Origin of the sequence: Brachybacterium atlanticum, assembly GCF_025669985.1 — a bacterium.
Lineage (GTDB): Bacteria > Actinomycetota > Actinomycetes > Actinomycetales > Dermabacteraceae > Brachybacterium > Brachybacterium conglomeratum.
This window is the reverse complement of sequence record NZ_JAKJJW010000011.1, coordinates 17,360-39,491: the sequence shown is the minus strand read 5'-3', so window position 1 is coordinate 39,491 and position 22,132 is coordinate 17,360. Positions and strand designations below refer to the sequence as shown.

Genomic DNA, 22,132 nt, shown 5'->3' with positions numbered 1-22,132 from the left:
CACCGTGCATAGATGAGATGCCATTTCCATGACCCACGCTTCCCAGCCGCAGGCCCAGCCCGCGCTCGGCGCTCTCGACAAATTCCTCCTCACTCCGAAGGCGCAAGAACTCCTGGGCTGGCAGAGCAAGCAGATCGACCTTCTCGAGTCACGCCTCGATGCCGGCAGCCGTGCATACGCGTCGATGGATCGCTGGGTCAAGGAGCACGGCGGGCCCGAGATCGTCGAGAACGAGGAAGCACTTGCGAAGTCGCGGAACCAGCTCAACAAGGCTAGGAGAGACCTTCAGACAGTCCGGGCCGAGGTAGCACAGTTCAACGTCGACCTCACGATGGACAGTGCTGGAGATTTCGACCGTACGCATCCGGCGCAGGACTCCATCGCACTCGGCGGCGAGCTGCGCGATCTGCGCACCGAGATCAAGTCCGCCGTCAAGGACGGTTCTGCGATCACGATTGCCAAGGAGGCCGACACGACCGGCCTCACCCCCGCGAAGCGACGTCGAGCTGCCACCAGGATGGCCACCCTCGCCTTGCGCGCGTTCAACGCAGAGGCCGACGCAGTGATCGCGGCCGCGACAGCGAACAACGAGGACGCCAGCGCTCAGAAGATCGCCCGCTCGGCAGATGCGATCGGAAAGCTCCTCGACTCCTTCGACGGCGAAATCTCCTCCAGCTACATCGAGCTGAAGGTCCGCGAGCTGCGGCTCGCAGTCCGGCATGCGAAGGCAAAGGCGTTCGAGCGTGAGCTCGAGAAGGAGCGCCGTGCCGAGCTGCGCGAGCAGGCGAAGGCGGAGCGGGAGCTCGAGGCCGAACGCGATCGTCTGCGCAAGGAGCTCGCGCACTACGAGAACATCCGCCAGGCGATGCACGACAAGGGCGATGACGAAGGGCTCGCGCGTATGGAGGCCAAGCTCGCGGAGATCCAGCAGGGCATCGAGGACGTCGACCAACGCGCCGCCAATATCCGCGCCGGGTATGTCTACGTCATCTCGAACGTCGGAGCGTTCGGCCAGCGGATGGTGAAGATCGGTCTGACCCGCCGCCTCGACCCCATGGACCGCGTGCGGGAGCTAGGGGACGCGTCAGTGCCCTTCGGCTTCGATGTCCATGCGCTGTTCTTCGCCGATGATGCGGTAGGAGTGGAAGCAGAGCTGCATCGTCGCTTCGCCGACAAGCGAGTGAACCGTGTGAACCTGCGTCGCGAGTTCTTCTATGCCACCCCCGCTGAGGTCCGCGAGCACCTTGCTGAAGTTGCTGGGGACCTGATCGAGTTCCGCGAAGACCCTGAAGCGGCACAGTTCCGAGAGAGCCAGCAGCTCGCCACGCAGGGCCTGACCGAGTCGGCTCACCCCGATTCCAGCGCCTTCGCCGATGGCTTCGGGGACGAAGACCTCGAACTGGCGGCAAGGCTTTCACGATGATCTGAACTGGAAGTAATCGCGCCCGTCGCCCGAACCCAGCTGGCAGCCGAGCACTGACGGCGGCTCCGCCATCTCTGCGCAGTCTCATCGGGTGGCAGATCCGCCGTCGGCGTCGGTCGAGAGTCTCGAGCGGTCGCGCCGTCGGCCATGCGGCAGGAGCTGTCGGTGCTTGCGCGCTGAGGAGCCTCACTCGATCCCCGTGCTCGCGATCCCCTGCACGAACTGCCGCTGGAACGCCAGGAACACCGCCAGGATCGGCAGCACCATGTTGGTCGCGCCCGCCATCACCGCACCCCAGGGGGATGCGAAGGCCGGATTGTTAGTGAGCGTGGACAGGGCAACCGGGACGGTGAGGCTCTCGTTGCCCTGCAGCACGACCATCGGTCAGAGGAAGTCGTTCCAGCTCGCCACGAACGCGAGGATGTTCCGCCGCACCGTCGGCGTGACCCTCGGGCAGTACGTGACCATGTGCCGTGTCGCCGAGGCGCAGCGCCTGCTGCTGACCACGTCGCTGCGCGTCACCGAGATCGCCGAGGCGGCCGGGTTCGGGTCCCTGTCGAGCTTCTACGAGCACGTGAGCGCGGCGTGCGGGATGACGCCGCGGGAGTACCGACGACAGGGGCGGTGACGCGCCCGCCCCGGCGCGCTCACCCGTCGGCCGGGCTCGTCTGCCGGACCCGTCCGTCGCCGAGCGGGTCCAGACGCGGCAGCGCGGGCTCGCGCCGGCCGAGGAGCAGCAGTCCCCCGGCCGCGGCCATGAGGAGCACGCCGGCGATCCCGAGGGGACCGTCGAGGAAGTGCGAGTAGTGCGCCATCGTCTGGGTGGTGGCGGCGATCCCGAGGAGCACGCCGGAGAGGGTGTTGATACCGGCGTGCGCGAGCGCTGCGGGCAGCGGGCTGCCGCCGGCGCGGTCGGTGAGGGCTCCGAACAGCAGCGTCATCGCGATGCAGGGAAGCAGGAACATCGCCACCGCCGCCACCGGGTCCGCGCCGGGGTAGTTGTAGCCGATGAGCACGACGGGCAGGTGCCACAGCGACCAGAAGACACCGCGGACGAGCGCGGCGGGGATCCGGCCCAGCGGCGTCAGCGCCGGCCACAGCCAGCCGCGCCAGCCGATCTCCTCGCCGAGGGTCGCGAGCATCGTCACGACCAGGCCGGCGACGACGGTGGCGGCAGTGATCAGCACGAGGGCGATCGCCGGGATCTCCTGCCCGGTCTGCTCGGCGACCTGGGCCATGCCGGTCTCGAGCCAGGTGCGACCGGTGAGATCCACCGGGACGCCGCGCACGGCGGCGACCAGCTCGCCGAGCAGCAGGATCCCGACGACCAGCACGAGCCCGAGCGGCATCCACGCGAGGATCCGCGTCCAGCGTCCGCGGAACCGCAGGCCGACGCGGGTGCGCCAGGAGACCCGCTCGACGCCCTTGGCCATGATCAGGGAGGCCGCGGCGGGCGCCCACATCCCGACCGCGATCACGGGGGTGAAGGCAGGGTGGGCGATGCCGTCGGGCAGGAACCAGAACGGCGCGGCGGCCAGCGCGAACAGGCCGTAGGAGATCAGCATGAACAGGCCGATGCGCCGCCACGGGACCCGGGAATATGGAGGCGGGGCCGTTGCGGAGCCGGCCCAGCAGGAGGGCGTTGCGGGTCTCCATCCACAGCGACGCGCTGTCGGTGGAGGCGGAGCCGTCGCAGCCGAGCCCCACTGCCATCCCGAGCTCCTTCCAGCGCAGGGCGTCCATCGTGCCGTGGCCGATCATCATGTTGGAGCTCGGGCACTGGGCGGCGGAGACGCCCGCGCGGCCGAGCCGCGCGACCTCGGTTTCGCTCGGGTAGATGAAGTGGGCGAGCCAGGTGCGCTCCCCCGCCCAGCCCACCCGCTCGAGGTACTCGACGGGGCGGCAGCCGTACACCTCGGCGCAGTAGTCGTCCTCGTCGTGGTCCTCGGCGAGGTGGGTGTGCAGGCGCACGCCGGTGCGCGCGGACAGCTCGGCGGAGGAGACCATGATCCGCTCGGACACGGAGAACGGCGAGCAGGGCGCGAGCGCGACCCGGACCATCGCACCGGGACTCGGGTCGTGGTGGGCGGCGATGACCGCTTCGGCGTCGGCCATGATCGCGTCGTGGTCCTGGACGACGGACGCCGGGGGCAGGCCCTCGTCCTCGACGGAGCGGGTCATGGATCCGCGGGTGGCGACGAACCGCATCCCCACCTCGCGGGCGGCGCGCACCTGCGCGTCGACGAAGCCCGGGCGGGGGTGGACGTAGAGGTGGTCGGAGCTGGTGGTGCAGCCGCCCATCAGCAGCTCGATCATCGCGACGCAGGTGGAGATCTCGATGTCGTCGACGTCCAGCTGCGCCCACACCGGATACAGGGCGGTCAGCCAGTCGAACAGGGACCCGTTGATCGCCGGGGCGTAGGCGCGGGTGAGGTTCTGGTACATGTGGTGGTGGGTGTTGATGAGCCCCGGGGTGACCAGGCGCCCGCCGGCGTCGATCCGCTCGGCCGCCTCGGGCGTCGGCTCATCGGCCGCGCCGACGGCGGCGACCCGCCCGCCGGTGAGCGCGATCCAGCCGCCGGGCAGCTCGCGCCCGCGGTCCACGACCAGGTGCGCGGAGTGGATCAGGGTGTCGCACGGGGCGTGGGGCATGAGGGGTCTCCTGGAGGTCGGGTCATCGGGGGTCGGCCGACGGGGTCGTGCGGGGCCGGGGCGGCGCGGGACGATGCGTATCGAGGTGCCTCGGGCGCAGACCCGCTCAGCGCAGGTGCCCGCCCGCGCCCTCGAGCGGATGCGCCGCCTCCCGCACCGGGCCGGGAGGGGCGCTGAGCTCGGCGACGATCTCCTGGGCGAGCAGCACGGACATGTCGCGCCGCCACTCGGGCAGGCCGTGGATGTCGTCGTGGACGAGCCGGGCCGGCAGCGCCGCCTCCACCCGCCGAGCCACCTCCGCGTCCCCGGCGCCGAGCGGCACCTCGAGCTGCACGGGCCGCACGGTCGCGGCGGTGATCGTCAGGCGCAGGCGCCCATCGCCCAGGTCGCGGCCGATGAGCAGTGCACCGGAGCGGCCCAGGTTCGACAGGGACAGCCGCCGGAACGCCGCCCGGGACTCCAGCGACGCGCGCGGGATGAGGAAGGAGCGGATCAGCTCCCCGCGACCGAGCACGGTGCGGCCGTCGCCGAGCACGAGCTGCGCGACCGGGACGCGACGCTTCCCGCCGCCCGGCGCCCACAGCAGCGCGTCGGCGTCCAGGCCCGCGAGCAGGGAGGTCATGGGCCCGGCGGGCAGGGCGGTGGCGACATTGCCGCCCACGGTGGAGGTGTTCCAGATCTTGAAGGAGGCGACGAACGCGTCGCAGCACGGGCGGATGAGCGCGGTCGCGGGCCACTCCTCGACGCTCGGGAACCCGCCTGCCCGCGCCTGCCGGGCCGTGCCGGGGCGGAGCACGCCATAGGGCGCCTCACTGCCGGGGAGGGCGTAGAGCTGCGCGATGGTGCAGGTCGAGGCGATCTCGAGACCGCTCTCCCACAGCTCCCACGGCTCCCAGCCGGCCGAGCGCAGATCGAGCAGGCGGCGCAGGCGGTCGCTGCCGTACGAGAACAGGACCGTGCCGCCGCCGAGCCAGGCGTCCCCAGCCCGGAAGTCGTCGGGGTCGGCGGTGGCGAGCACCTCCTCGACGGTCGAGAGGTCCACGGGCTCAGACCGTCTGGCCCATGCGGCGCAGCACGAGCCGCTCGAGCACGGAGACGATGCCGTAGAGGAGCAGGGACGCGGCGGTGACAACCACGACCGACGCCCACACGCTCTCGTAGCGGGCGCGGGAGACGTCCGAGACGATCTGGTAGCCGATGCCCTGACCGGTGGCGAGCCATTCCGCCAGCAGCGCCCCGGTGAGCGCGCCCGGGATGGAGATGCGCAGCGCGGTGAAGAAGGCGGGCAGCGAGGCGGGCAGGGCGACCTTGCGGAACGCGGCGACCTTGGAGCCGCCGAACACGGAGACCACGTCCACCATCGCCGGGGACGCGGAGCGCAGCCCGAGCACGATGGTGACCAGTGCCGGGAACAGCACCACGATCCCGCCCATCGCGGCGACGGTGGCGGTGCCGCGCCCGAAGATGAGGATGAGGATCGGGGCCATGGCGACCAGCGGCACGGAGCGCAGCAGCATCGCGATGGGCAGCAGCGCATCCTCCACGCCGCGGATCAGGGTGAACGCGGCGGCGACGACGAGTGCGAGGGCGAGCCCGGCGACGAAGCCGATCGCCGCATCGGCGAGGGTGATGGTGAGGTTCTCGGTGACGGCGGCGCGGTGGGCGGCGGCGTCCTCGTCCAGCGCGAGGTAGCCGAACACGTCCAGCGGGCCCTTGCCGATGAAGCTGGAGACGTCCAGGATCCGCAGGCCGCCGGCCCAGATCGCGAGGACCACGGCGAGGGAGATCGCCACGCCGAGGGTGGAGCGGGAGAGGGACTTCAGGGCGTGGGTCATCAGGACCTGCCTCCTTCGGTGCCGGCGGACCAGGGGGTGGCGAAGCGGGCGATGAGCGCGAGGACGGCGAAGGCGCCGCCGGCGAGGAGCCCGCACACGATGGCCACGCCCCACACGCGCTCGATCTCGAGGGACTGCTGGGCGTTGACCATCGCGGGTCCGAGCCCGCGGTCCACGCCGCCGACGTACTCGCCGAGCACCGCGCCGAGCAGCGCGCCGGGCGCGGCGATCTTCAGGGAGTTCAGGACGCTGGGCAGGGCGGAGATGATCTGGACCTTGCGCAGCTGGGTGAGGCGGGTGCCGCCGTACACGGTGATGACGTCCAGCGCGGCCTTGTCGGCACTGCGGAGGCCCAGGATGGAGCCGACCAGGGTCGTGAAGAACACCGACAGGGCGGCGAGGACGACGGCGGTGCCGGAGGGGGCGCCGGAGGTGGGCGGGCCGAGGACGATGAAGATGATCGGGCCGATCGCGACCAGCGGCAGGCAGTAGCTGATCACTCCCAGCTGGGTGATGATCCGCTCGAGCGCGGGCACCACCATCACCACCCCGGCGAGCAGCAGGGCCAGCGCGTTCCCGGCCAGGTAGCCGAGGCCGGCCTCGGCGAGGGTGACGGAGGCGTTGCGGGAGTAGTAGCTCCATCCGTCGGCCGCGAACTGGGCGACGATGGCGCCGGGCGTGGGGATCGCGCCGCCCGGGGCGGCGCCCGCCCCGGACAGGACGGTCGCGGCGAGCAGCCACCACACGGCGATGACGCCGAGCGTGCCGAGCGCGCCGAGCGCCCAGCGGGGCAGGGGCTCGCGCGGCCGACGGGGCGCGGCGGCGGGGGCGGGCATCTTCTCCGCGGCGGCGGTCGAGGTGGTCATGGGATGCGTCTCCGTCCCGTCTCAGGCGCTCTCGGGGAGCGCGGCGGTCGGGGTGCCGAAGAGGACCTCGGAGGCGTGGTCGCACAGGGCGTGGAACTCGGGGGTGCGCATCATCTCGGGGGTGCGGGGGCGGGGCAGGTCCACGTCGAACACCTCGACGATCCGGCCGGGCCGTGCGCTCATGACGGCGACCTGGTCGGAGAGGAACACGGCCTCGGAGATGCCGTGGGTGACCATGAGGGTGGTGGCGGGCTTCTCGGTCCAGATGCGCAGCAGCTCGAGGTTCAGGCGCTGGCGGGTCATGTCGTCCAGCGCGCCGAAGGGCTCGTCCAGCAGCAGCACCTCGGGCTTGACCACGAGCGCGCGGGCGATGGACACGCGCTGGCGCATGCCGCCTGAGAGCTGGCCGGGCTTGGCGTTCTCGAAGGCGCGCAGGCCCACGAGGTCCAGGAGGTCGTCGATGTAGGGCTCGTTCTCGAGCTTCCCGGCGACCTCGAGGGCGAGGCGGATGTTGCCGCGCACGGTGCGCCAGGGCAGCAGGGCCGAGTCCTGGAAGGCGATGCCGAGGCGGGAGCTGGCCCGCAGCTCGGCGGGACTCATCCCGTCCACGAGCGCGGTGCCGGCGGTGGGGGTCTCGAGACCGGCGAGGATCCGCAGGATCGTGGACTTGCCGCAGCCCGACGGGCCCAGCAGCGACAGGAACGCGCCGCGGTCGGCCTCGAGGTCGGTGTCGGTGAAGGCCGTGACGGGCTTCCGGCCGGAGGTGTAGGTCTTGCTGAGGCCCTGGAGGTCGATGCCGGTGGCGCCGGCCCGGGGCAGCTCGGTGGTGGGGCGGTGCGTGCTCTGCGCGGTCATTCTGGTGCCCTTTCGGGGTGCCGGATCAGGGGTGGCGGTGCTGGCGGGGCAGTGCGTGGGTGGGGTCAGGCGGGGAGCAGGTCGGGGTTCTCCTCGTAGACCTCCTGCAGCAGGGTCGGGTCGAAGAAGGCGTCCTGGTCGACCTCGTGCCCGGCCAGGGCCAGGAGCTCGATGTTCTTCGCGGCGAGCTCGTCGGAGATGGTGAACAGGCCGTTCGCGTCGGTCTCGTCGCTGACCACGAGCTGGTTCTGGGCCTCGGCCTGGCGCTGCTCCTTCTCGGGGTCGAGCCCGAGGTCCGCGCCGTACTCCTCGTAGGCCAGGCGCGCGGATTCCTCGGGGTCGGCGAGGGCGTCCTTCCAGCCGCGCACGGTGGCGGCGAGGAAGCCCTTCAGCTCCTCGCGCCGCTCGGCGACGTTCTGGACAGTGGTGACGAAGGCGCCGGAGACGAAGGGCAGGCCGTTGTCGGCCAGCGGCAGGTTCACGGCCTCGAGCCCGGCGAGGGAGACGGTGATCGCCTCGTTGGTCAGGGTGCAGATCTGGCCGTCGACCTCGCCGTTGATCAGCGGCTGGGGGTCGAACTGGACGGTGACCCGCTCGACGTCGGCCGGGTCGATGCCGTTGACCTCGAGGAGCGCGTCGAAGAGGACCTCGTTGGTGCCGGTGGCGACGCCGATCCGCTTGCCGACGAGGTCGGCGGGGGTGGTGATGGGGGTGGCGGAGGTGGAGCAGATGGTGAAGGGGTTGCGCTGGAACTTCGCACCGAGCAGCACCAGCGGCGCCTCCTCCCCCGCGACCATCGACCCGGCCGCCAGCGGGGTCGTCATCCCGACCAGTGCCGAGTCGGACAGCACCATCGCCTCCGAGGAGGTGCCGGAGGGGCCGCCGGGGATGAGGGTGACCTCCGTGAAGCCGGCGTCGGTGTAATAGCCGCGGGAGTCGGCGAAGTACTCGCCGGCGAACTCGGTGGTGCGGATCCAGTTCTGGTTCACCTCGAGGGTGCCGAGGCTGCCGCCCGCGCTCGCGCCGTCGGCCGACCCGGAGCAGCCCGCGAGGGCGAGGGCGGGGGCGGCGAGCGCACCGGCCAGCAGCAGACGGCGGGAGGGCTCGGCGGTGACTCCGGGGAGCGCGGCGGGGGCGGCAGGACGGCGGTGCATCGAGGGCGCTTCTTTCCACTGGTTCTCGTCCGCGCGGTGGTCCTGCGCGGTATCGGGGACCGTGCGGCGCGTGGGGTCCGGGGCGGCCGACGGGGGCCGGGACCGGGCTGCGCAGGAACTCCTGCGGAGCAGGTGCTCCGCAACAGGTCATCCGATGGCGGCCACGCTATGGAACGGCTGTTTCGTGAGGGGTGCGCTCCTGTTTCGGGGGCGTAACACGGGGCCCGGGCAGGTCTCGCCAGGTCTCGGACGGGTCTCGGCGCGGTCGCGGGATTGACGTCGCGGGAGTGACTCGGGATCGACCTGGGCGGAACTCGCCACGAGCGCGTGCTTCACCGAAACACCGTCGACACATCCCGCGCCTAGCCTGGCCGCGGTCGGAGGGACGGATCGGTTCCCGTCACTCCCGCCACCCCACGCACCCACTCACCGGGCCGTCATCGCAACGGCCCGCGCTCCGCCGGGAGGCACCCATGGCCCCGCAGCACCGTTCCGACACCATCTCTCCTGTCACCTCCTTCGGTGCGTCGATGCCGGTGTGGGTGGACGAGGAGGTCGCCGCGCTCGGGCACGGCCCGGTCGGGGACGGGCAGGAGGCGTGCACGGTGCTGATGCGGCTGCTGAACAGGCTCGCGGACCGCAACATGCGCGAGGGCGGCGGCGGGCCCTTCGCCGCGCTCGTGCGCGACCCCGCCAGCGGCGAGATCGTCACCGCCGGCGTGAACCGGGTGCTGGCATCGGGCCTCTCCTCCATGCACGCCGAGGTCACCACCCTGTCCCTCGCCCAGGCGCGGCGCGGGACCTGGGATCTGGGCGCAGCGGGGGCGGCGCCGCTGGAGCTGTGGGTCAACGCCCGCCCGTGCGTCATGTGCTACGGCGCGACCATGTGGTCCGGGGTGAAGCGTCTGGTCATCGCCGTGGACGGGCCCGAGGTGGAGGAGCTGACCGGCTTCGACGAGGGCCCCATGCCCGAGGACTGGATCGGCCGCTTCGCCGAGCGCGGCATCGAGGTGGAGACCGGGGTGCTGCGCGAGGAGGCGGTCCAGGTCCTCGCCGACTACCGCGACCTCGTCGCCGGCGGCGGCGCGACCCTCTACAACGCCCGCGGCACCGGAGTGCACGCGAGCTGACCGCTCGAGCCAGGTCCACGACGGGCCGACGGGCCGGCCGACGAGGCCGTGCGCGTCGGCCCGTCGGCCGGTCCGGGCTCGCTCAGGCGACGCGGCCGGGGACGACGCCCGCGGCCTTCATCGCGAGGTAGAGCCGGTCGCGGCTCATGGGCAGCGAGGTCATCCGCACGCCCACCGCGTCGCGCACCGCGTTGGTGAGGGCGGGGGCGACCGGGGTGTAGGGGCTCTCGCTCATGGACTTCGCGCCGAGCGGGCCGAGGCGGTCGCTGGTGGTCGCGAAGAGCACCTCGGTGCGGGGCACGTCCGCGTAGGTGGGCACGTGGTACTGGCGCAGGATGTCGGTGGTGACCTTCCCGGCGTCGTCCACGATCACCTCCTCGTGCAGCGCCGCGCCGAGGGCCTGCGCGGCCCCGCCCTGCACCTGGCCGCGGCACTGCAGGGGGTTCACGACGAAGCCTGCATCGGCCGCCTGCACGCTCTGCAGGATCCGCAGCTCGCCGGTGCGGCGGTGCACCGCGACCCGCACCCCGTGGACGTTGAAGGCGACGGAGCGGGGCGAGCCGTCCCAGTGCGCCTCGGCCTCGAGAGGCGAGTCCTCGGTGCTGCTCGCGGCGAGGTCCTCCCAGGTGACGAGGGTGTCGGTCGGGCTGTGGCGGAGGCCCGCGGCCTCACCCGCCCAGTCGCCTGCGCGGTCGCCGCCGAATTCGCGGCCACCGCCGGGAGCGTGCTCACCGGCAGGCGCGAGGCCACCGGCGGCAGCGCTCTCGTCGGCCGTCGCCACCCCGGCGAGCGCCGACGCCCGCTGGGCGAGCAGCCCGAACAGCCTCTGCGCCGCGTGGAGCGTCGCCTTGCCGGCGACGACGGTGCCCGCGGAGCCGTACGCCCCGGTGTCGTGACCGATCAGCGACGTGTCCGACTGCAGGATCGTGAGCCGGTCGGGGGCGCAGCCGAGCGCGGCGGCGGCGAGCTGGACGTGGACGGTGGTGGTGCCGTTGCCGAACTCGGCCGTGCCCACGCGCACCTCGATCGTGCCGTCGGGGCGGAGCGCCAGGCGGCTGTGGGAGAAGTGGCCGCGCGGCGGGACGGTGTCCAGCATCGACAGCGCCATCCCGGTGCCGACGGCCCAGTCGGGCCCCGGCGCGCCCGCGCCGGCAGCCTCGTCGGCCGCCCGGCCGGCCCCGCCAGGAGACCCGTCGGCCGACTCCCCCAGCCCCTCACCAGACGCGGCGAGCGCCTCCTCGACCAGGTCAAGGCACTGGTCCAGCCCGTAGGAGCCGTACTCGACGTCGGCCGTGGGGGTGGGCGAGGTGGAGATCATGGGGTCGCCCTCGCGGATCACGTTCAGGCGGCGGAAGGCGAAGGGGTCCATGCCGAGCTCGCGGGCGAGGTCGTCCATCGTGGACTCGACGGCGAAGACGGTCTGGCTGAGGCCGTAGCCGCGGAACGCGCCGGAGGGGACGGTGTTGGTGTACACCACCTCGGCGTCCACAGCTTTGACCGGGCTGTTGTAGACGGCGAGGCATTCGCCGGTGCCGTGGAACATGGTGCCGGGGCCGTGGTTGCCGTAGGCGCCGGTGTTGGACAGCAGGGTGAGGTGCAGGGCGGTGAGTCGGCCATCGGTGCCGGCGCCGGCGCGGACCTTCAACCGCATGGGGTGGCGCACGGAGGTGGAGGTGAACTGCTCGGTGCGGGTGTGCTCGAGCTGCACGGGCCGCCCGGTGCGCAGGGTCGCGAGCGCCACGAGGTCCTCGGTGAACACCTCCTGCTTCCCGCCGAAGCCGCCGCCGACGCGCGGCGCGATCACCCGCACCTTCTCCTCGTCCAGGTCGAACAGGCGCACCAGGGTGCGCTTTGCCAGATAGGGCACCTGGGTGCTCGAGCGGACCACGAGCGTCCCGTCCTCGTCGAGGGTCGCGATGGCGGCGTGGGGCTCGAGGCTGACGTGCTGGACGCGCTGGGTCTCGAACTCGCGCTCTACGACCACGGCGGCGCGGGCGAGCCCGTCGTCGAGATCGCCGACGCGGGTGTGCAGGGCGGTGACAAGGTTCGTCGCAGGATCCGCGATGCCGGAGGCGCCGGTCTTCTCGCCGTGCAGGGCCGGGCCGAAGCGGGCGAGGGCCGGGTCGGTGACCGCTTCGAGCGCCTCGTAGTCGACCTGCAGGGCGCGCACCCCGGCCTCGGCGGCGGCGACGGTGTCGGCGAGGACGGCGGCGACGCGCTGGCCGACGAAGCGGACCGTGTCGTCCAGGACGCGGGTGTCCAGCGGGTCGTCGGCGAGGTGCTCGTGCTGGCCGGTGGAGAACAGGGTGGCCGGGGCGTCCTCGTGGGTGAGGACGGTGTGCACGCCGGGGATCGCGAGCGCCGCGGCGGTGTCGATGCTGCGGATCCGCGCGTGGGCGTGCGGGGAGCGGAGGATCTTCAGGTGCAGCAGCCCCGGCAGGGTCGCCGGGTCCACGTCGAGCGTGTACGGCTCGGTGCCGGTGACGACGCGGCGCGCGGCCGGGGCGCCCAGGCTGCGGCCGGCGGCGGCACCGTCCTCGACGTGGACGTGTCCGCCGATCGCGTCCTCGATCGCGGAGTAGCCGGTGCAGCGGCACAGGTTGCCCTTCAGGGAGCGGGGCAGGTCGGCGCGGTCCCCGTCGGTCAGCGCCGCGGCGGTCATGATCATGCCGGGGGTGCAGAACCCGCACTGGAAGCCCTGCGCCGTGCGGAACGCGCACTGGACGGGGTGCTCGGGCGGGGTGGCAGGGCCCGCCGGGGCGGGCGGGATCGCGTCGGCCGACGGGGCTGCGCCGGCCGACGGGGCTGCGGCGGCCGACGGGGCTGCGCCACCTGCCGGGATCTCGGTGGGTGCGGGGGCGGTCGCGGCGAGGCCGTTGATGGTGGTGACGGCGGAGCCGGCGGCGCGCACGGCGGGGACGACGCAGCTGTGCACGAGCTTGCCGTCCAGGTGCACGGTGCAGGCGCCGCAGTCGCCTCCGTCGCAGCCCTTCTTCACGCCGAGCCGGCCGAGGTCGCGCAGGTAGGTGCGCAGGCACTGGCCGGGGCGGGGCGGGGTCGCGGCGGGGGTGCCGTCGACGATCACGGGGGCTCCGGCCGGGGGTGCGGGGCGGGAGGTCTGCGGGGTGGTGGTCATGCGGGGATGCTTCCGTGCAGGGGACCGGTGGTGGTGCGCAGCGGTCTCGCGGCGGCGCGGCCGGTGCGCTCGGCGACGACCTCCGCCATGACGGAGAGCGCGAACTCGGCGGGGGTGGAGCCGCCGAGGTCCAGGCCGATCGGCGAGTGCAGGGCCTGGAGCTGGGTGGTGGTGACGCCCCGTTCGAGGAGGCGGCGGATCCGCTCGTGGTGGGTGCGTCGAGAGCCCATCGCGCCGACGTAGGCGACCGGGAGGGAGAGCGCGGTCTCGACCAGGGGGTCGTCGATCTTCGGATCATGCCCCAGGCACGCGATGACGGTGCGGTGGTCGAGCCGCCCGGCCTCGTCCTCCTCGCGGAGGTAGCGGTCGGGGCGGGCGACGACGATCCGGTCCGCGGCGGGGAACCGCTCGCTGGTGAGGAAGGTGCTGCGCGGGTCCACGACCGTGGTGTCGTAGCCGAGGGTGCGGCCCTGGGCGAGCAGCGCCGCGGCGAGGTCGGTGGTGCCGTTGACGATCAGGCGCGGGGCGGGACGCCGCACGAGGAGGAACAGCTCGGGGGCATCGGGGGCGGGCAGGCCCGGGATGCCCTCGGCGGGCAGACCGCAGTCGAAGGGCAGGGCGATGATGCCGGTCTCGCCGGCGGAGGTGCGGGCGGCGAGCTGTGCGGCGAGGCGGCGCACGAGCGCGGGGTCGACGGAGTGCACGGGCCCGCCGGTCGCGCCGGGCCCGCCGGTCGCGTCGCCCTCGTCGGTCGCGCCGGGCCCGTCGGCCCCGCCGAGCAGCGCCGCGAGCGGGCCCTCCCACTCCCCCGCCTCGTCGGCGAGCGGGACGGGCAGGGCGAGGCGGCGGCTCGGCTCGTCGAGGCTCCACAGCAGGGCTCCCGGTGCACCGTCGAGCAGCGCGTCGAGTCCCGCGGCGGGGTGCGGGGCGGCGAGGGGCTGGACGAGCACGTCGATGCCGCCGCCGCACATGAGCCCCACCTCCCAGGCGGCGGCGTCGGTGTAGCCGTAGGTGCGGCGCTCGGGCACGCCGGTGGCGAGCACCTCGAGGCCCTGCTCGATGAGGTCCGACTCGACGCAGCCGCCGGAGAGGGAGCCGCGCACCAGCCCGCCCTCCCCGATCACCATCGTGGTGCCGAGCGGCCGGGGCGCGGAGCCCTCGGTCGCGACGATGGTGGCGAGCGCGAGGGGCTTGCCGGCCTCGAGCCAGCGGGTGCAGGCCGCGGCGAGGCCACCCGGGAGCGGCGCGGCGAGGGTGTCGCTCATGCGCCCGCTCCCGCCTGCTCCGCGCCGGGCGCCGTCGCCCCGGGCCCCCTGAGGAACCGGCCGCGCGGGGACGCGTCCTCGCCGGCCGCGAGGATCTGCCCTCGCAGCACTGCATCGACCACCGCGCCCTGGAGCGCGAGGCCGTCGTAGGCGGAGAGCGGGTGACGGTGGGCGAAGCGGTCCGCGCGCAGGGTCTGGGGGCGGGCCGGGTCGTAGAGGATCAGGTCCGCGTCGGCGCCCACCTCGAGGCGGCCCTTGTGGGCGAGGCCCACGAGGTCGGCGGTCGCCCGCGCCATCCAGCCGCTCACCTGGGCGATGTCGATGCCGCGGGTGCGGGCCTCGGCGGCGATGGCGGTGAATCCGGCCTGGAGTCCGGAGATCCCGCCCCAGGCCTGCTGGAGGTCGGGGGCGCCGCGGTGCTTCTCCGCCGGGGAGGACGGCGAGTGGTCGGTGACGATCATGTCGATGAGCCCGGCCTCGAGGCCCTGCCAGAGGGCGTCGCGGTTGCCGGCGTCGCGGATCGGCGGGCAGCACTTGTACTCCGGCGACGCATCCGGCACGGCCTCCGCGGCGAAGCACAGGTAGTGCGGGCAGGTCTCGACCGTGAGCGGCAGACCCTCCGCCTTGGCCTGCTGGATGAGGTCCAGGGCGCGGGCGCTGGAGAGGTGGAGCAGGTGGGTGCGGGCCCCGGTCTCGCGCACCGCCTCGATGAGCCCCGCGATCGCGGTGACCTCGGCGGACTCGGGCCGGGAGGCGACGAAGTCGGTGTACGTCGCGGACGGCACCGCCGGGGCGGCGTCGATGGTGGAGGCGTCCTCGGCGTGGACGATCACGAGCCCGTCGAAGGTGGCGACCTCATGCATCGCCGCGCGCAGCTGGGCGGCGTCGACCGGCGGGAACTCGTCCACCCCCGACGGCAGCAGGAAGCACTTGAAGCCCATCACGCCCGCCTCCCACAGCGGGCGCAGCTGGGCGGTGTTGCCGGGGACGATCCCGCCCCAGAACCCGAGGTCCACCGCGAGCGCGTCACGGGCGGCGGACTGCTTCACGCGCAAGGACGCCACGTCGATCGTGGGCGGGATGGAGTTCAGCGGCATGTCCACGAGGGTCGTGACCCCGCCGAGCGCGGCGGCCCGGGTGGCGGTCGCGAAACCCTCCCATTCGGTGCGGCCGGGCTCGTTGATGTGCACGTGGGTGTCCACGTTCCCGGGCAGCACCTGCAGACCGTCGGGGACGACGAGGGTGCCGGGCAGGCGCGGTGCCTCGTCCGGGAGCGGGCGGATCGCGGTGATCCGGCCGTCCTCGATGTCGAGCTCGGCCGCGACGAGCCGGTCCCCGAGCAGCATCTCGTGGGCGCGGACGGTGTGCAGCTCGCCGGAGCTCGTCCCGGCTTTCGTCGCGGCCGTCGTCCCTGGTCCTGGCATGGTCCGGGGCCTCAGCAGAATCCGCCGAGCCACTCCCAGGCGGCCGGCTGGTCGGGCTCGCCGGGGCGGGTGACCGCGGCCTGCATGAGGCCGTAGGGGCGGTCCCCGGCGAGGAACACCTCGTTGTCGTTGCCGAGCTCGAAGGGGCTGAGGTCCACGAGGTAGTGGTGCTTGTTGGGCATGACCATGCGGATCTCGGCCAGCTCCGGACGGGCGGCGAGCACGGCCTCGCCGATCGCGAAGAGGGTCTGCTGCAGGGACAGGGAGTGCGTGGTCGCGAAGGTCTCCAGCAGCACCGCGCGCACCGCCGCGAAGGTCTCGTCCGGGTCGACGCCGGAGGTCCCGTCGGCCGTGATGGGCTCACGGAAGCGCCAGCGGGCGGTGACCTCGGTGGCGAGGATGCGGTCGGTGGTCTCGGGCAGGGTCGTGTACCGGTCCCGCGGGAAGCCGTGGAACTCGCTGCCGGTCGACTTCAGGACCACGAGGTCCTTGATCCCGCCGATCACGTGGGTGGCGCCGTCCTGGACGGTGACGGCGGCGGTGCGGACCTCGGGGCCGGTGCGCACGAAGGAGTGGTCGTGCCCCTCACCTGCGGCGATGATGCGCGCCCAGCCGAACTGCTCGGCCTCCCAGCGCCCGCCGGTCAGCCACGTCCCCTCGGCCATGAAGTGCTCGGCCAGGCGCAGCAGGAACCGCTCGGGACCGGCGACGCCGTACTGCTTCGCGAAGGCGTAGACGGTGTTCTTCTGCGTGTCGGTGGCGATGACGCGCGCGTTGTCGCCGGTGCGGTAGCAGTCCTCGAAGTCGCCGCGCAGCATCGAGGTGACGTTCAGGTCCGTCAGCGCATGGCGCGGGGTGGAGCGGTCCACGTGGACGAGCCGCACCTCGGCCTTGCCGTACTGGTTCCGGCCCAGCACGGCGGTGGGGGCGGAGCCGGCGGGCGCGGAGCCCGCGGGGGCGGCCGACGGGGCGGGGGTCTGACCGGCGGGGGTCTGACCGGCGGGGGTCTGCGGGGTGGTGGTCTCGAGCATGTCAGCTGCCTCGGTAGGTGGAGTGGGCGAAGGGGCTCAGCAGGAGCGGCACATGGGCGTGGCCCTCGTCGAGGGAGAAGGCCACCTCGACCTCGGGGAAGAACGTGACCTGGCGGCGTTCGGCGTAGTAGGCGCCGGTCGCGAAGCGGAGGCGGTAGGCGCCCGGCACGAGCGCGATCGGGCCGAGGTCGCGCACGCGCCCGTCGGCGTCGGTGACCCCGGTCGCGACCTCGGAGCCGCCTGCATCCAGGAGAGTCACGGCGACGCCGACGGCGGGCCGGCCGGTGCCGGTGTCGAGCACGTGGGTGGTGACGTGGCTGATGACGGCGTCCTTCCTCCGGCGGTCGGCGGGCCCCCCGCGCCGCCTGCGACAGGCTGCGCGGCCGGGTCCCGCCCTGGTTCCTCCACGCTAGGAATCGGGTGCGGCCGGACCGTTTCTCCCGTGTAAAACATGTGTTTCGCGGGTCTGCTCTGCAGATGTAACCGCCGTGAAACAGGCCCAGGCGCCCGCTGAAACACACGATCCCTAGCGTCGGACTCGCCGCCACTGCCCCGAGGCGCTGCACCCCTTGAGAAGAAGGCGAACGCCATGAAGACCCCTCGCACCTCTGCCTCCGCCCCGACCCGACGCGTCGTGATCGGCACGTCCCTCGCCGCGCTCGGCGCCCTGTCGCTGGCCGCCTGCGGCGGGGCCGATGCCGAGTCCGCCTCCGGCGGCTCCTCCGACGGCGGGGAGGCCGCGGCCGACTACGGCACGCTCGACATCAACCTCTCGTGGATCAAGAACGCGGAGTTCGCCGGCGAGTACATGGCCATCGACCGCGGCTACTTCGAGGAGGCCGGGTTCTCCGAGGTGAACCTCATCGCCGGCGGCCCGTCCGGCACCTCGAGCGAGACGATGGTCCTCTCGGGCTCGGCGATCATGGGCACCACCTCGCCGCTCGGCGTGGCGCCGCTGATCCAGGACGAGGAGGCGCCGCTGAAGATCATCGGCACCACCTACCAGAAGAACCCCTTCACGATCATCTCCCTCGGCGACGCCGCCCCGATCGCCACCCCGGCGGACCTCGTCGGCAAGAGGATCGGCGTGCAGACCGGCGTGAACGAGACCCTGTTCGACGGGTTCCTCTCCGCCAACGGCATCGACGCGACCGAGCTGCAGAAGGTGCCGGTGCAGTACGATCCGCAGCCGCTCCTGAACGGCGAGGTCGACGGGTTCTTCGGCTACCTCACCAACGAGGCGCTGACCCTGGAGCTCGCCGGCGAGGACGTGGTGAACCTGCCGCTGGCGGACAACGGCCTGCCGTTCATGGCCGAGAGCATCGTGGTCACCCAGGAGTCCATCGAGACCCAGCGCGACCTGCTGAAGGCGGCGCTGGTGGCGCTCATCCGCGGCTGGAAGGACGCGATCGCCGAGCCCGAGGAGGGCGCGCGCCTCGCGGTCGAGGACTACGGCCAGGACCTGGGCCTGGACATGGAGAAGGAGACCCGCCAGGCCGAGGAGCAGGTGGCGCTGGTCAGCACCGACGAGACCGACGCGGACGGTCTGCTGACCATGTCCGACGAGCTCATGCAGCAGAACGTGGATGCGCTGGTCGCGGCCGGCTACGACCTCGCCGTGGAGGACTACTTCGACACCAGCCTGCTCGAGGAGGTCTACGCGGAGAACCCTGACCTGATCTGACCCGGGGGAACCGAGGAAGGGGCGAGCCTGCGGGCTCGCCCCTTCTGCTGTGCGGGGTCGATGTGCTGAGTGTGCTGTGCTGTGCGCGCTGCGCTCTGTGCGGTGAGGCGCTGTGCGGTGAGCGCTGGGCTCAGCTGTCCTCGAGCTCGCCGAGGAGGTCGTAGGCGGCGGTGATCCGGCTGATGCGGCGCACCCCGTCGGCGCCGCGCCGGTTCAGCACGCCGTTGGCGAGCAGGGACACCAGCGCCATGGCGGTGGAGTAGCTGTCGAAGGCGCCGTCGGAGTCGATGGGGCACTCGAGCCAGCGGTCGGCCGCGGCGGCGTAGGGGCGGGCGGTGCCGTCCCCGACCAGCAGGCAGCGCGCGGGCGATTGCGCGATCGCGTCGGCGAGGGCGGGGAAGGTCCTCGGCCGACGGCGGAAGCCGATCAGCACCACCGCGTCCTCGTCGGTGAGCCCGGCGAGCTCCTCCCCCACCGCCTGGCCGGGCTGAGGGGCGAGGCGCACCTCGTCGCGGGCCTGGATGAGCTGCTGGTGCAGGTGCAGGGCGACGGGGTAGCTGTTGCGCAGACCCACCACGAGGATCCGACGGGCGCCGGTGAGCAGGGCGGTCGCCTCCTCGAGCGCCCCGCCGGAGAGGACGGTGAGCAGCCGGTCGTGGTTCTCCCGCTCGGCGCGGACGTGCGCCTCGAGGCTCGGCCTGAGGCCCGGCACGCCGGTGCGGGTCGGTGCCGCGAGCGGTGTCCCGGCGCGGCGCATGGCGCGGGTGTGCTCCTTGACCTCGCGGAAGTCGGCGAAGTCGAGCTTGCGGAACAGGCGGCTGACGGTCGCCTTGGACACCCCGGTCTCGCGGGAGATGTCCGCGGCGCTGAACACGGCGAGGTCGCCGAGGTGCTCGAGCAGGAAGTCGCAGATCCGGCGCTCCTGCGGGGTGAGCTCGGCATACTTCGCGTCGATGCGGGCGTCGATGCGCACCTCGCGGCGCGGCATCTCGCGCAGGCCGGCCGACGGGAGCACGCGGATCGCGGCGTTCATCGGATCCCCGCGGCGGCGAGGGTCGCGGCCTCGAAGGCGTCGAGCGCTGCGGCGACGTCCTCGGTGGTCACGGCTTCGTCGGGGTGGTGGCTGATCCCGTCGGCGCAGCGGACGAAGAGCATGCCGATGTCGGTGAGGGCCGCCATGGCCATCGCGTCGTGTCCGGCGCGGGAGAACAGCTCGAGCGGCGCATCATCGCCGCCGGCACCATCGCCGACCGAGCGGATCCCGGTGCGGACGGCGTCCATGAGGTGCGGTGCGCAGCGCACGGCGGAGGCCTCGTGGATCTGCTCGACCTCGAGGGTGAGGCCGCGCTCGGTGCAGAAGCCGCGGATCGTCCCGAGGGTCTCCTCGAGCACCGCGTCGCGCAGCTCGTCGGTCTCGGCGCGCAGGTCCAAGGACATCTCCACGCATCCCGGTACCACGTTCACGCCGCCCGGGTAGGCCTGCACCCGGCCGACGGTGGCGATCGCGCCGCGCTCGCGGGCGATCTGCTCGATGTCGAGGACGGCGCGGCTCGCCCCGATGAGGGCGTCGCGTCGGCGGTCGTAGGGGGTGCCGCCGGCGTGGCGGGCCTCGCCGAGAACGGTGAGGGTGAAGCGTCGGGCACCGGCGATCGAGGTGACGACGCCCAGGGGCCGGTCCGCGGCCTCGAGGTAGGGGCCCTGTTCGATGTGGACCTCGAGGTAGCCGGCGACCTCGTCGGGGCCGAGGGCCGCGTCGGCGATGCGGGCGGGGTCGAGGCCGAAGCGGGTGAACGCCTCGGCCATGGTGATCCCGTCCTTGTCCTCGAGGGCGAACCAGTCCTGCTCCCAGGTGCCGGCGAGCGCGCGGCTGCCCAGCAGGGTCGCGCCGAAGCGGGTGCCCTCCTCGTCGGCGAAGGCGACGACCTCGAGGGCGACGGGAAGCTCGCTCGCGCGGTCCTTCAGCCTCGCGACGGTCTCGATGGCGAGGAGCACCCCGAGGATCCCGTCGTAGCGGCCGGCGTCGGGGACGGTGTCGAGGTGGGAGGCGAGGACCAGGGCGGGCAGGCCCGGGCGGGAGCCCTCGAGGCGTCCGCGCTGGTTCCCGGCGGCGTCCTGCCAGGTGCGCATCCCGGCGGCGGTCATGAGCTCGGCGGCGACCTGGTTGTGGGCCGCGTGCTCGGGGGTGAGGTAGGTGCGCTCGATGCCGTCCTCGAGGGCGGAGATCGCGGCGAGCCGGTCGCAGTCGGCCATGATGCGCGCGGCCGCCTCGAGGGTCGCAGCGGAGAGCGCGGGGGTGGTGGGGCTCGCAGGGGTGGCGGCGTCGGCGGTCATCGCGCGGCCCCCGCGACGGCCGCGGCAGCCCCGTCGGCCGCACCCTCCCTCGCGCCCTCGTAGTGCTCGCGGGCCGCGCCGACGCCGCCACCGGCGACGACGTCCGCCCCGCCGGCGCGGAGCACCTGCTCCAGCGCCGCGAGGGTGAGGAGCACGGCGTCGCGGCGGGCGTTGTAGCCCATGGTCCCGATCCGCCAGACCTTCCCGTGCAGGGGCCCGAAGCTGGTGCCGATCTCGATGCCGTAGTCGTCCAGCATCGCGGCGCGTGCGGCGTCGCCGTCGATGCCGTCCGGGATCTCGACGGCGAGGACGTTGTGCATGCGGTGGGCCTGGTCGCCGAAGAGGGTGAGTCCCAGGCCCTCGATGCCGGCGGCCATGGCGGCGCCGTGGAGGCGGTGGCGGGCGACGACGGCATCCATCCCCTCCTCGACCAGCAGGCTCGCGCACTCGCGGGCGGCGTAGAGCATGCTCGTCGCCTCGGTGTGGTGGTTCAGGCGCTGCTCGCCCCAGTAGTCCAGGATCATCGCGAGGTCGAAGTAGTTCGAGCGGATGCGGGTGCCGCGCCCGGCGGTGCCGTCGGCGATCCCGGCCTCGACGTGGCGTCGCGCCCCGATCACCTCGACCGCGCGACCGGAGAGGGTCAGCGGTGAGCTGCCGGAGGGGCCGGCGAGGCACTTCTGCAGGCCCGCGGTCGCGGCGTCGATCCCCCACTCGTCGACCTGCAGGTCATTGCCGCCGAGGGAGGCGGTCGCATCGGTGAACAGCAGCGCGCCGTGCCTGGCGGCGATCTCTCCGAGCTCCTCGAGGGGCTGGTTCATGGTGGTGGAGGTGTCGCCCTGGACGACGGCGAGGAGCTTCGGGCGGACCGTCCGGACCGCGTCCTCGATGGCGGAGGCGGGGAAGACCTGCCCCCATTCGGTCTCGAGCGTGTGGACCTCGGCGCCGCAGCGCTCGGCGATCTCGACCAGGAGGTGGCCGAAGCGGCCGAAGATCGGGACGAGCACCTTGTCGCCGGGTTCGAGGAGGGAGACGAGCACGGCCTCGATGCCGGCGCGGGAGGTGCCGTCGATCAGGAGCGTCGCCTCGTTGCCGGTGCGGAACACCTCGCGGAAGAGGCCCTGGGTCTCGGTCATCAGCGCCGTCATCGCGGGGTCGAACTGGCCCAGCAGCGAGGCGGACATGGCCCGCAGCACGCGGGGGTCGGCGCTGATGGGGCCGGGGCCCATCAGCAGCCGCGGCGGCGGGGCGATCTGCGAGGTGCGCATCAAGGAGTTTCCGTTCTGGGGACGTGCAAGCAGTGCTGGGACATTCAGAGGTTCTGGTCCCAGTGAATGCAACAGACGTTT

At 73.0% G+C, this 22,132-nt stretch carries 19 protein-coding genes and 1 pseudogene; 4 read left to right on the top strand and 16 right to left on the bottom strand.

From position 1 onward, the window contains the following. Positions 1–28: 28 nt before the first annotated feature. A complete protein-coding gene (locus L3K22_RS07390) occupies positions 29–1,423 on the top strand; it encodes an SNIPE associated domain-containing protein (RefSeq protein ID WP_263310801.1) in 1,395 nt (464 codons plus the stop codon). A 186-nt stretch (positions 1,424–1,609) separates the two neighbouring features. On the opposite strand, the gene L3K22_RS07385 is transcribed toward L3K22_RS07390, so the two are convergent. Continuing rightward, positions 1,610–1,804 (bottom strand): ABC transporter permease family protein, encoded by a 195-nt coding sequence (locus L3K22_RS07385; protein ID WP_263310800.1) that lies wholly within the window; start codon positions 1,802–1,804, stop codon positions 1,610–1,612. A 40-nt stretch (positions 1,805–1,844) separates the two neighbouring features. On the opposite strand from L3K22_RS07385, the gene L3K22_RS07380 reads away from it, so the two are divergent. Further along, positions 1,845–2,051 (top strand): helix-turn-helix transcriptional regulator, encoded by a 207-nt coding sequence (locus tag L3K22_RS07380; protein ID WP_259880777.1) that lies wholly within the window; start codon positions 1,845–1,847, stop codon positions 2,049–2,051. A gap of 19 nt (positions 2,052–2,070) precedes the next feature. Here L3K22_RS07380 and L3K22_RS07375 read toward each other — a convergent pair whose 3' ends face one another. The 7 genes and pseudogenes from L3K22_RS07375 to L3K22_RS07350 all read right to left on the bottom strand — a co-directional run bounded on the left by L3K22_RS07375 (position 2,071) and on the right by L3K22_RS07350 (position 8,785). Beyond that, positions 2,071–2,988 carry a CPBP family intramembrane glutamic endopeptidase gene (locus L3K22_RS07375; protein WP_263310799.1) on the bottom strand — a complete coding sequence of 306 codons (918 nt, stop codon included), beginning with the start codon at positions 2,986–2,988 and terminating at the stop codon, positions 2,071–2,073. Positions 2,989–3,106: 118 nt separating this feature from the next. Further along, positions 3,107–3,868 (bottom strand): annotated as a pseudogene (locus tag L3K22_RS16730) (amidohydrolase family protein); the annotation flags it as partial. A gap of 313 nt (positions 3,869–4,181) precedes the next feature. Further along, entirely contained in the window at positions 4,182–5,117 is a 936-nt protein-coding gene (locus tag L3K22_RS07370) for an FAD binding domain-containing protein (RefSeq protein ID WP_263310798.1), read from the bottom strand. A 4-nt stretch (positions 5,118–5,121) separates the two neighbouring features. Then, a complete protein-coding gene (locus tag L3K22_RS07365; protein WP_133677887.1) occupies positions 5,122–5,910 on the bottom strand; it encodes an ABC transporter permease in 789 nt (262 codons plus the stop codon). Next, positions 5,910–6,776, bottom strand: coding sequence for an ABC transporter permease (locus L3K22_RS07360; RefSeq protein ID WP_263310797.1), 867 nt, complete (start codon positions 6,774–6,776; stop codon positions 5,910–5,912). The genes L3K22_RS07365 and L3K22_RS07360 overlap by 1 nt, the downstream gene beginning before the upstream one ends. Positions 6,777–6,797: 21 nt before the next feature. Further along, a complete protein-coding gene (locus L3K22_RS07355; RefSeq protein WP_263310796.1) occupies positions 6,798–7,631 on the bottom strand; it encodes an ABC transporter ATP-binding protein in 834 nt (277 codons plus the stop codon). Between the two features lie 65 nt (positions 7,632–7,696). Continuing rightward, positions 7,697–8,785, bottom strand: coding sequence for an ABC transporter substrate-binding protein (locus tag L3K22_RS07350; protein WP_263310795.1), 1,089 nt, complete (start codon positions 8,783–8,785; stop codon positions 7,697–7,699). Positions 8,786–9,258: 473 nt separating this feature from the next. Here L3K22_RS07350 and L3K22_RS07345 point away from each other — a divergent pair, with 473 nt between their 5' ends. Then, on the top strand, positions 9,259–9,915 hold the full coding sequence (locus L3K22_RS07345; protein WP_263310794.1) for a nucleoside deaminase: 657 nt from the start codon (positions 9,259–9,261) through the stop codon (positions 9,913–9,915). Between the two features lie 82 nt (positions 9,916–9,997). Here L3K22_RS07345 and L3K22_RS07340 read toward each other — a convergent pair whose 3' ends face one another. Genes L3K22_RS07340 through uraH form a run of 5 tightly spaced genes read right to left on the bottom strand, consistent with a single transcriptional unit; the run spans position 9,998 to position 17,093 of the window. Next, positions 9,998–13,051 (bottom strand): molybdopterin-dependent oxidoreductase, encoded by a 3,054-nt coding sequence (locus L3K22_RS07340; protein ID WP_263310793.1) that lies wholly within the window; start codon positions 13,049–13,051, stop codon positions 9,998–10,000. After that, positions 13,048–14,316 (bottom strand): XdhC family protein, encoded by a 1,269-nt coding sequence (locus L3K22_RS07335; protein WP_263310792.1) that lies wholly within the window; start codon positions 14,314–14,316, stop codon positions 13,048–13,050. Before L3K22_RS07335 ends, L3K22_RS07340 begins: the two co-directional genes overlap by 4 nt. Continuing rightward, entirely contained in the window at positions 14,313–15,740 is a 1,428-nt protein-coding gene (gene allB, locus L3K22_RS07330) for an allantoinase AllB (RefSeq protein WP_263310791.1), read from the bottom strand. The genes L3K22_RS07335 and allB overlap by 4 nt, the downstream gene beginning before the upstream one ends. Before the next feature lie 11 nt (positions 15,741–15,751). Next, positions 15,752–16,771, bottom strand: coding sequence for a factor-independent urate hydroxylase (pucL, locus tag L3K22_RS07325; RefSeq protein WP_263310790.1), 1,020 nt, complete (start codon positions 16,769–16,771; stop codon positions 15,752–15,754). A 1-nt stretch (position 16,772) separates the two neighbouring features. Continuing rightward, positions 16,773–17,093 carry a hydroxyisourate hydrolase gene (gene uraH, locus L3K22_RS07320; RefSeq protein WP_263310849.1) on the bottom strand — a complete coding sequence of 107 codons (321 nt, stop codon included), beginning with the start codon at positions 17,091–17,093 and terminating at the stop codon, positions 16,773–16,775. Positions 17,094–17,360: 267 nt separating this feature from the next. Here uraH and L3K22_RS07315 point away from each other — a divergent pair, with 267 nt between their 5' ends. After that, complete coding sequence (locus L3K22_RS07315) at positions 17,361–18,455, top strand: ABC transporter substrate-binding protein (RefSeq protein WP_263310789.1); 1,095 nt, start codon at positions 17,361–17,363, stop codon at positions 18,453–18,455. A 130-nt stretch (positions 18,456–18,585) separates the two neighbouring features. Here L3K22_RS07315 and L3K22_RS07310 read toward each other — a convergent pair whose 3' ends face one another. Genes L3K22_RS07310 through L3K22_RS07300 form a run of 3 tightly spaced genes read right to left on the bottom strand, consistent with a single transcriptional unit; the run spans position 18,586 to position 22,051 of the window. Further along, complete coding sequence (locus tag L3K22_RS07310; RefSeq protein WP_263310788.1) at positions 18,586–19,488, bottom strand: MurR/RpiR family transcriptional regulator; 903 nt, start codon at positions 19,486–19,488, stop codon at positions 18,586–18,588. Continuing rightward, positions 19,485–20,786: an allantoate amidohydrolase gene (locus tag L3K22_RS07305; protein ID WP_263310787.1), complete on the bottom strand. Its 1,302-nt coding sequence runs from the start codon at positions 20,784–20,786 to the stop codon at positions 19,485–19,487. The genes L3K22_RS07310 and L3K22_RS07305 overlap by 4 nt, the downstream gene beginning before the upstream one ends. Then, positions 20,783–22,051, bottom strand: coding sequence for a pyridoxal-phosphate-dependent aminotransferase family protein (locus L3K22_RS07300; protein ID WP_263310786.1), 1,269 nt, complete (start codon positions 22,049–22,051; stop codon positions 20,783–20,785). The genes L3K22_RS07305 and L3K22_RS07300 overlap by 4 nt, the downstream gene beginning before the upstream one ends. Positions 22,052–22,132 lie beyond the last annotated feature (81 nt).

Coding starts and splice junctions, on each gene's coding strand:
- L3K22_RS07380 (WP_259880777.1), top strand. CDS start 1,845: ATGTTCCGCCGCACCGTCGGCGTGACCCTCGGGCAGTACGTGACCATG.
- L3K22_RS07350 (WP_263310795.1), bottom strand. CDS start 8,785: ATGCACCGCCGTCCTGCCGCCCCCGCCGCGCTCCCCGGAGTCACCGCC.
- L3K22_RS07345 (WP_263310794.1), top strand. CDS start 9,259: ATGGCCCCGCAGCACCGTTCCGACACCATCTCTCCTGTCACCTCCTTC.
- L3K22_RS07300 (WP_263310786.1), bottom strand. CDS start 22,051: ATGCGCACCTCGCAGATCGCCCCGCCGCCGCGGCTGCTGATGGGCCCC.
- L3K22_RS07340 (WP_263310793.1), bottom strand. CDS start 13,051: ATGACCACCACCCCGCAGACCTCCCGCCCCGCACCCCCGGCCGGAGCC.
- allB (WP_263310791.1), bottom strand. CDS start 15,740: ATGCCAGGACCAGGGACGACGGCCGCGACGAAAGCCGGGACGAGCTCC.
- L3K22_RS07305 (WP_263310787.1), bottom strand. CDS start 20,786: ATGACCGCCGACGCCGCCACCCCTGCGAGCCCCACCACCCCCGCGCTC.
- L3K22_RS07365 (WP_133677887.1), bottom strand. CDS start 5,910: ATGACCCACGCCCTGAAGTCCCTCTCCCGCTCCACCCTCGGCGTGGCG.
- L3K22_RS07360 (WP_263310797.1), bottom strand. CDS start 6,776: ATGACCACCTCGACCGCCGCCGCGGAGAAGATGCCCGCCCCCGCCGCC.
- L3K22_RS07355 (WP_263310796.1), bottom strand. CDS start 7,631: ATGACCGCGCAGAGCACGCACCGCCCCACCACCGAGCTGCCCCGGGCC.
- L3K22_RS07315 (WP_263310789.1), top strand. CDS start 17,361: ATGAAGACCCCTCGCACCTCTGCCTCCGCCCCGACCCGACGCGTCGTG.
- L3K22_RS07335 (WP_263310792.1), bottom strand. CDS start 14,316: ATGAGCGACACCCTCGCCGCGCCGCTCCCGGGTGGCCTCGCCGCGGCC.
- L3K22_RS07310 (WP_263310788.1), bottom strand. CDS start 19,488: ATGAACGCCGCGATCCGCGTGCTCCCGTCGGCCGGCCTGCGCGAGATG.
- L3K22_RS07385 (WP_263310800.1), bottom strand. CDS start 1,804: ATGGTCGTGCTGCAGGGCAACGAGAGCCTCACCGTCCCGGTTGCCCTG.
- pucL (WP_263310790.1), bottom strand. CDS start 16,771: ATGCTCGAGACCACCACCCCGCAGACCCCCGCCGGTCAGACCCCCGCC.
- L3K22_RS07390 (WP_263310801.1), top strand. CDS start 29: ATGACCCACGCTTCCCAGCCGCAGGCCCAGCCCGCGCTCGGCGCTCTC.
- L3K22_RS07375 (WP_263310799.1), bottom strand. CDS start 2,988: ATGCTGATCTCCTACGGCCTGTTCGCGCTGGCCGCCGCGCCGTTCTGG.